12 protein-coding genes and 1 pseudogene are annotated in these 7,523 nt (G+C 40.3%); all 13 read right to left on the bottom strand.

What is annotated here, in order from left to right; all coding sequences use genetic code 11:
* Positions 1-192, bottom strand: a pseudogene (locus NCWK1_RS22760) (IS630 family transposase); the annotation flags it as partial.
* Positions 193-382: 190 nt separating this feature from the next.
* Positions 383-922, bottom strand: coding sequence for a (2Fe-2S) ferredoxin domain-containing protein (locus tag NCWK1_RS22755; RefSeq protein WP_103126277.1), 540 nt, complete (start codon positions 920-922; stop codon positions 383-385).
* Positions 923-1,059: 137 nt separating this feature from the next.
* On the bottom strand, positions 1,060-1,263 hold the full coding sequence (gene nifT / locus NCWK1_RS22750) for a putative nitrogen fixation protein NifT (RefSeq protein WP_096576455.1): 204 nt from the start codon (positions 1,261-1,263) through the stop codon (positions 1,060-1,062).
* Complete coding sequence (locus NCWK1_RS22745) at positions 1,238-1,525, bottom strand: nitrogen fixation protein NifZ (RefSeq protein ID WP_096576457.1); 288 nt, start codon at positions 1,523-1,525, stop codon at positions 1,238-1,240. Before NCWK1_RS22745 ends, nifT begins: the two co-directional genes overlap by 26 nt.
* Positions 1,512-2,645 (bottom strand): homocitrate synthase, encoded by a 1,134-nt coding sequence (nifV, locus tag NCWK1_RS22740; RefSeq protein WP_103126276.1) that lies wholly within the window; start codon positions 2,643-2,645, stop codon positions 1,512-1,514. The genes NCWK1_RS22745 and nifV overlap by 14 nt, the downstream gene beginning before the upstream one ends.
* 388 nt (positions 2,646-3,033) lie before the next feature.
* Positions 3,034-3,231 (bottom strand): DUF2949 domain-containing protein, encoded by a 198-nt coding sequence (locus NCWK1_RS22735; protein ID WP_015114101.1) that lies wholly within the window; start codon positions 3,229-3,231, stop codon positions 3,034-3,036.
* A 124-nt stretch (positions 3,232-3,355) separates the two neighbouring features.
* Positions 3,356-3,589, bottom strand: coding sequence for an Asr1405/Asl0597 family protein (locus NCWK1_RS22730; protein WP_103126275.1), 234 nt, complete (start codon positions 3,587-3,589; stop codon positions 3,356-3,358).
* A gap of 45 nt (positions 3,590-3,634) precedes the next feature.
* Positions 3,635-4,396 (bottom strand): serine O-acetyltransferase, encoded by a 762-nt coding sequence (gene cysE / locus NCWK1_RS22725; RefSeq protein WP_103126274.1) that lies wholly within the window; start codon positions 4,394-4,396, stop codon positions 3,635-3,637.
* 1,001 nt (positions 4,397-5,397) lie between these two features.
* Positions 5,398-5,874 (bottom strand): hypothetical protein, encoded by a 477-nt coding sequence (locus tag NCWK1_RS22720; RefSeq protein WP_103126289.1) that lies wholly within the window; start codon positions 5,872-5,874, stop codon positions 5,398-5,400.
* 309 nt (positions 5,875-6,183) lie between these two features.
* Positions 6,184-6,438 (bottom strand): hypothetical protein, encoded by a 255-nt coding sequence (locus NCWK1_RS22715; protein ID WP_103126273.1) that lies wholly within the window; start codon positions 6,436-6,438, stop codon positions 6,184-6,186.
* A gap of 21 nt (positions 6,439-6,459) precedes the next feature.
* Entirely contained in the window at positions 6,460-6,684 is a 225-nt protein-coding gene (locus tag NCWK1_RS22710) for a type II toxin-antitoxin system HicB family antitoxin (RefSeq protein ID WP_096576467.1), read from the bottom strand.
* Positions 6,681-6,905, bottom strand: coding sequence for a type II toxin-antitoxin system HicA family toxin (locus tag NCWK1_RS22705; protein WP_096576469.1), 225 nt, complete (start codon positions 6,903-6,905; stop codon positions 6,681-6,683). The genes NCWK1_RS22710 and NCWK1_RS22705 overlap by 4 nt, the downstream gene beginning before the upstream one ends.
* A 15-nt stretch (positions 6,906-6,920) precedes the next feature.
* A partial coding sequence (locus tag NCWK1_RS22700; RefSeq protein ID WP_422730877.1) for a HEAT repeat domain-containing protein occupies positions 6,921-7,523 on the bottom strand: 603 nt, incomplete at its 5' end.

The raw sequence follows: 7,523 nt of genomic DNA, 5'->3' as shown, positions 1-7,523 counted from the left end.
TAGCCATCTCTGCACTGTCACCCTTTCTCCGCCCACGACCACAGCTACATCCTGTACTGTTCTTACTTGCCCCATCTTCAGCAAATACAAAGCTTGAATTCGTTCACGGCTTGATGCTGTTTTCTGTTTTAAGAGCAGTTCATGCAATTCTTGGACTGATTCTTTTATTTCGACTTTGGTGACTCCAACCATTTTCACCCTTTCATATTTATTCCTAAATCATCTGTATCACACTTTTAGTGAATTGGTATAACACACCTGATAATGAATTAGATTGCAACAGTTTTAACTTAGATATTGCCAGTTGACAATATCAAAAACAAATAGGGGTAAAATTTTTACCCCTACACAGTAATATATACATTTGCAAAGAAGCTGGAATTTAGGTTAAGTGATTTTCTAGCAAAGATGCGATCGCTTCTGGGTGAAGTTTTTTATACTTCTTTTTACCGAGTTGTAAAACGCAGTTAGGGGCGCTGCTACAACGCTTTTGACAGTCTGTGTGTTCAATTTTAACTTTGTCTAACAAACCGCGATCGCACAAAGTTTTTTCTATTTCTGATAATAAACCTTTACCGCCGCGTTTCACACAACCAGATTTTTGACACACCATAATTTTGGCTTGTGGTGGTGATGATAATTCTTGATTTGGACAAGTATTAAGTTGTGTAATTTGATGTGCTTTAATTTTAATCTTGCCTGTATGGGTGTTAACTTTAGTCACACCACAAATGCGAATTTGTTCACCAGGAATTAAACTACATGGCAAAGTACTACGCAATTCTTTTGGTAATTTAATATGCAAATTACCGGAAGCAATTGCTAATTGCAGATATTTAGCTTTTCCTGATTTAATACCAGCAAAACTTAGGAACTGCCCTTCTAGGTTCAATTCCGATAACTTGAGATATTTGTCACCCATGTTAACTACTCAAAATTTCCACTAAGAAATAATTAACCCCAAGCTTTTGGGGCGTTGTTGCTCATGCAGAGTAAAAAGGAAGAAGGAAAAATTGGTTTTTACCTTTTGCCTTCTCTCTTTACTTTTGACTTGTAATTTTAAGCTAAACGTCTAGCTTCTACAGTTTTAGGTAAATTTGCTACATCAGGTATTTCGGGGAATTCTAATTCCCAACCATTGGCTAAGGTAAGAATTTTTCCAGCTTCACCGTCTGTTTGTTTAACTACTACTTCTTCTAAATCTTTTTTAGCGACGTAGACTGTTAAATTACCAGCTTCATTCATCCGTAGCATTACCTTCATGATTTTCCTCAGCAGATTCTAGTTCTTTTTTGCGACAACCAACAACGATTCCTTTATCTAAGAAATGCACAGCATAAATATAGGAACGTTGTAGAAAAGTACCTATACTTGCGATGTAACCAATATCTCCTTTTTTTGCTAAAATTTCGCCAATTTCTCTACCGGGAAATGTACCATCGTTTTTAATTTGTTTGCGGAGTCTGACTTTTTCGCCAACTTCAAAATCGGGTTCTGACTCTAATTCATATTCATCGGGTTGCATGAGAATACCTCTGTTCTTTTACCAAGTTCAAAAGTTCTTCTGTTGTGAGGCTACGTTTTTTCTTAACTGATTGCTGGCGAACTGCATCTAAAACAGATTGGGTTTCTTCGGGGTTGAGAAAGATTCCATGCTGCTGAAGCAAGTTAGATACTAAATGTTTGCCAGAATGTTTACCAACGACTAAACGTCGTTCCCAACCGACTTCTTCCGGCGCAAAGGGTTCGTAGGTGTTGGGGTTTTGCAATACGCCGTGTGCATGAATTCCCGATTCGTGAGCAAAGGTATTTTCGCCTACAATAGCTTTCCAAGGTGGTACGCCAGCACCAGCAGCAGCGGCTACGAGTTGGGATAATTCCAACAAACGGGGTGTGTTAATCCCCATATCTAAGCCATAGATGCGTTTGATGGCCATAACAACTTCTTCTAAAGCGGCGTTACCGGCTCTTTCACCTAACCCATTAACAGTGGTGTTAACAGATGTGGCTCCACCTTTAATTCCGGCTAGTGCGTTAGCTGTCGCCAAGCCGAAATCGTTGTGGGTGTGGATTTCGACAGGAATTGACAGCCAAGAAACAAGCCGTTTAACTTTTTTGTAGGTGGTGAAAGGATCGAGAACTCCTACGGTGTCGCAGAAGCGAAAGCGAGATGCACCCCATTCTTGAGCATACAGTGCGACATCTAACAAGAAGTTTTCATCGGCTCTGGAAGAATCTTCGCCACCGACTGCCACCCAAAGACCGCGATCGCGTGCGTAACTGATACAATCTTTGAGTCTTTGCAGACTTACTCGCCACTGTCCATGAAATTTCGCAGCGATTTGGATACCAGAAACTGGAATCGCAATATGAACTCGCTGCACTCCACAGGCGATGGAAGCTTTAATATCAGAAATTACAGCACGATTCCAGGCGAGGAGGTTGGCTTTTAATCCCAAGTCAGCAATGATTGAGATGGCACGAATTTCTTCTTCTCCCATTGCGGGGATACCGACTTCTAATTCATGCACGCCGATAGCATCAAGAAAAGTGGCGATCGCCACTTTTTCTTTTAAGGTAAAAGCAACACCTGCTGCTTGTTCGCCATCGCGTAATGTAGTGTCATTAATGATGATTTCACTCATTTCAAACAGCCTCATAGGTATTTTTCTTAATATTCTTTCTGGAGCGTTAACTGTTTTCCGCAACGCTAAGTAAAGGTAAATGCTATAAATTAATACAATTAATATTTTGTCTTCATCATTCTTTAATATTACCCAGATTAAGATATTGCATCTGTATGGCAGAAAACAAAACGACAGTATAATTTAACCGCCATTTTTACTATTGTCAGACAAACTTTTTTCGAGTAGGAGATAGCCTAGATAGGTATTAACTAGACTGGAAGTTAATAAGAAGGCAAAGCCACAAATTAAGCTGGAAATCATAGTGCTATCTCCCAATAATTACAAGTCATTTATGCCAAAAAGTAAAAGCTGGCGAATCGCTATCGCCTGGAAATTGGAAAGTCGTTCATGGCTGCTCATCTAGCCAATCTAAAATTTGTTCTAGCTGTTGTAAGTTAACCAATCCATATTGCCAAAGCAGCATGGGTAATGGTGCATCATCAAATTTTTTGTGTCGCAGTGCTACAGCAATATCTGCATTAGTCAGTTCGATTTCTGTATGTAAAAAATTGATGAATTTTGATTCTTTTGTGCGGGTGGACATAATTAGGGCAGAAACAGATAAGTATAGAGAAGAATTAAAGGTTGTGAATGCAATTTAAGCGACTGAAAAAATCAGAACAAGCGATATTAGAGAGGCTGATTTTTTGCTGTGAGCAAACGCAGGTTTATAAATACCAGCAATGTTCTAACCAATTAACTAATTCTTGACGAGGAGCTAGACATTGCATAACGGTACTGCGGACTAAAATTGCGGCGAGTAAACTGTTGACTTGTACCCGTAAAGAACCATCGGGAGGACAAGCACAAGGAATCATCAACTCTTGCAAACGGTGGTAGATTCGCCAGCGATCGCTCAACGGAATCTGTAAAACTTGTTCACCTAAACTTTGCTCTGCCATTAGTCATTCGTCCTTTGTCCTTAGCGTAAAATTAGTTACTACGTTTTATTCTTTTGCCTTTTGACTTTTAACTTTTGACTTACTGATTGACTCGTAACTTTTGAGTTTTTGTTCAAGTTGCTCAATGCGAGAAAGTAAGGAACGAATCACAGTGGCTTCTACGTCGGGGAGTTTGTTGTGTTCCAGAGGAGAGTGATTGTTGTCTTTGCGCGAGATAATCCTTCCGGGAACGCCGACAACTGTGGAATCAGCAGGGACATCGCGCAACACAACCGAACCTGCACCCACACGGACGCGATCGCCAATTTGAATATTCCCTAAAACCTTCGCACCGGAACCAACCACAACGTTTTTACCGACAGTTGGGTGACGTTTCCCGCTTTCCTTCCCAGTTCCGCCGAGAGTCACACCTTGGTAAATTAGCGTGTAGTCTCCCACAATCGCCGTTTCGCCAATCACAACCCCCATCCCGTGGTCGATAAATACTCCTTTACCAATCTCTGCACCTGGATGAATTTCAATTCCCGTAAAGAATCGACCAATATGAGAAATTAAGCGAGGAAAGAAAGCTACCCCTCGACAATGCAACCAGTGGGCGAGACGATGTAAACAAAGTGCGTGCAATCCAGGATAGCAAAACACCACCTCTAACCAATTACGTGCAGCAGGGTCACGTTCAAAAATAATCCGAAAATCACTCAACACTGGCTCAAAATCAAAGCCAGGGAGTAAATTTTTCAGCAGGGATGTTTTTACAGAATCTGGCGCTACTGTCGCTTTTTGATTACTGTCTAATGACTGTTGCATCGTTACTGTCTGGGTAAAAAGCCTTGTGCTATTTTTATGCTTATATCAGGCGACTCCCAACAGGACAGTACACTCTATGTCGGTTGGATTTATTGTATTTATTAACCTTGTACTCAACTACTGCAAAGCTTGATTTTAAATTAACTTCAATATTCTCTTGGGGTAGGGGTACTAGTTTTTCAAGGTAGGGGTACTAGTATTTCTTGGGTGGGGGTATCAGAATTGCGGTACTCACTATCAAACGCTTCGCCTGTCAGAGTTTGCAGCGATTTAGCCAAGTTATTTTACGATATATTAAGCTGTACTCAATTGCCCGGAAATGGGGTGTAGAGACGACTACAACTTAATTTCTGTATTCCTAGTTACGATTGTAATTTTACGGTTTTGCCACGCAAAAAACCAAATTCTTCACCTTGTTTTAGCTTTTATTTTTTGTAAATATCTATACTTTTATCATTATTAAATTGTCGCAATCCTCAGATTTTGTTTGGAAAGTATTGTCTGTCATATCAAAATCTTAAAAACCTAACCCCCCAGCCCCCCTTCCCTACAAGGGAAGGGGGGTTTTTAAGCCTCTCTCCTTGCAGGGGAGAGGTTTGGAGAGGGGTTTTTAGTATCTTTTATGCCTTTTCAAACAACCTCTCAGATTTTGCATTATAACTTTCTTGTGGGATGAGCTTCTAGCCCGTCTGATGCAGACAAGATGTCTACACCACAAAAGTTATATTTATGCAATTAATAAAGCTTGCTACCCTACTACTGATATTTGCTGAACAAAGGAGTTCTGAGAGTCATTAATGAAGCTCCAACACTCATTAATGGAGTTATAAGGCTTATTAATGAAGCTCCGAGGCTCATTAATAGAGTTCCAAGCCTCATTAATGGAGTAGCAACACTCATTAATAGAGTTCCAAACTTCATTAATGAAGCTCCGAGGCTCATTAATAGAGTTCCAAGCCTCATTAATGAACTTCCAACACTCATTAATGAGGATGAATTGCTCACGAACCAGACGCAGCTTTAGATGGTCTACCTTTGATAGCTTTGAAGCGTTCACCTAATTGTTCAGCCAGAGTTTTTAAGCCTGGAGTTTTCTTTGATGCGGTTTTGACGTAATCGTAAACAGTCAAACTGCTACTCATCGCTTCACTACCAACCGCCATGAGAGTATCATCTACTTGTTCAGTGAGTTGCCGCATAGAAATTAACACTTCACTAAGTGCGATCGCTAACTGATAATCTTTTACCAACTCCTCAACGTCAAAAGTAGCTGGCAAAATATTACGGTTAGATTGAGCCGCCGCTGCACTATTATTGACAAAAGCCAGACTTTTATCACCCATCTTGACCATCTTCCGCCGTTCTTCTGTGCTGAGAGTAACCAAAAAGGGAAGTTTTGATTGCACTGTCTGGAGCGCAGCTTTAATTTCTTGGATATCTGCTGGCGAAAGAGAAGCATTAATATTTTGATAAGACATAGTAGATTCACCAAGGTAGTTATAGACTGAAGTAGCAATATTTGCTAAGTATATAATTCCCATTGGTGAGGGTAAAAGCACACAATTACTCTACTTATTTATCCGTTTTAACGTAGATGCTGAAAGGATGTTTAGAAGGTCTAAAATTATACTATAAACCCCTCTCCAAACCTCTCCCCTGCAAGGAGAGAGGCTTTGAAACCCCCATTCCCTCGTAGGGAAGGGGGGGAGGGGGGTTAGGTTTTTAAGATTTTGATGTTACAGAAAATACTTTTCAAACAACTTCTAAGAACTAAACACTTAAAAAACTTACTCCGCTTTGAGGTATTGATGGGCTTTTGCTTTTGCTAAGGTCATAATATGTTCTAAGGTGAGGAAATAATCTAATTCCTTCTTTTCCTCTGGCTTGAGTTCGCCCATTTTGTGTTGATAAACCAGATATTCTAAACGCTCTTTTGTACTATCCGAGAGTTGAAACTTCACAACACTTTCGGGAGTAGTCCCAGCCGCAATAAAGTCAACAATTTCGTCGTAGACTTTGGCTGTATTGATAGATGTAGTCATAAATTTACCTGTTTAATTTTATTATGCTACTTTTAAAGACTTGCCCAAAGTTTGCGGCTCTGGCAACGTTTCACCCTCTGCCAAAGCTGATTCAATTAGCATTTCTAAAACTTCCTGAGCATTTTTTAAGGCTTCTTCGTAAGAATCTCCGTGTGTACAAGGCTGCATGACATTAGTAAATTCAGGCAATGAAACTACATAACATTGGTCTTCATCTGACCATTGAATAATAATTGTGTATTTCATTCTTCAGTTTCCTCCGCTTTTTCTATTCTCTCTAATTCTGCAAGTGCTTCATTAACTTGCTTTTCTAAATAAGGTTTAGCATCGCTACCATCTTTACCAGGGATGATGATAGCTTGAGGCAATAGCGGATGTATCCATTTACTATGACTACCCTTTGCAGGTTTATAAGTAAACCCAGCTTGCAGCAATAACCTTTTGAGTTCTCTAATTTTCTTGGGCATAATCTCAGTTTATGTTCACCCTTGCCACTGTTTCAACTGTTTCTCTGCATACTCCCGCACCTCCTCATCTGGGTCATTTTCGGCTCTGTCGCGCAACAGTGGTAAAGTCCGGTCATGCTGGGGATATTGTTTGACAATTATCTCAAGTGCAACGCGCCGGGGATTTGGCCTATACCATTCATGTTTACCCTTAAAAGGGTCATTGGCTGCACAGTTATAGTAGATTTCAAAAAGTTCAAGTTGAGATTTGTAAGCTTTAGCTAATTGTGCCACTGCTGTCACTTGCACACCCGAATCATCATCTTTAGCAGTGGCGAGTTGTAGAAGAATGGATTTGGTGGAGTCATCCTTGAAAGCTTTAGCTAATTGTGCCACTGCTGTCACTTGCACACCCGAATCATCATTTTTAGCAGTGGCGAGTTGTAGAAGAATGGTTTTAGTGGAGTCATCCTTGAAAGCTTGGGCTAATTGTCCCAATGTTATCCGTCGCACACCCGAATCATCATTTTTAGCAGTGGCGAGTTCTTGGAGAATGGTTTTAGTGGAGTCATCCTTGTAAGCATGGGCTAATACTAGCACTGCTATCATTCGCACAGACAAATCATCATCTTTGCTATT

The organism is Nostoc cycadae WK-1, from assembly GCF_002897135.1.
GTDB lineage: Bacteria > Cyanobacteriota > Cyanobacteriia > Cyanobacteriales > Nostocaceae > Nostoc_B.
The sequence above is the reverse complement of the archived record's forward strand: the minus strand, read 5'-3'. Positions and strand labels throughout refer to the sequence as shown.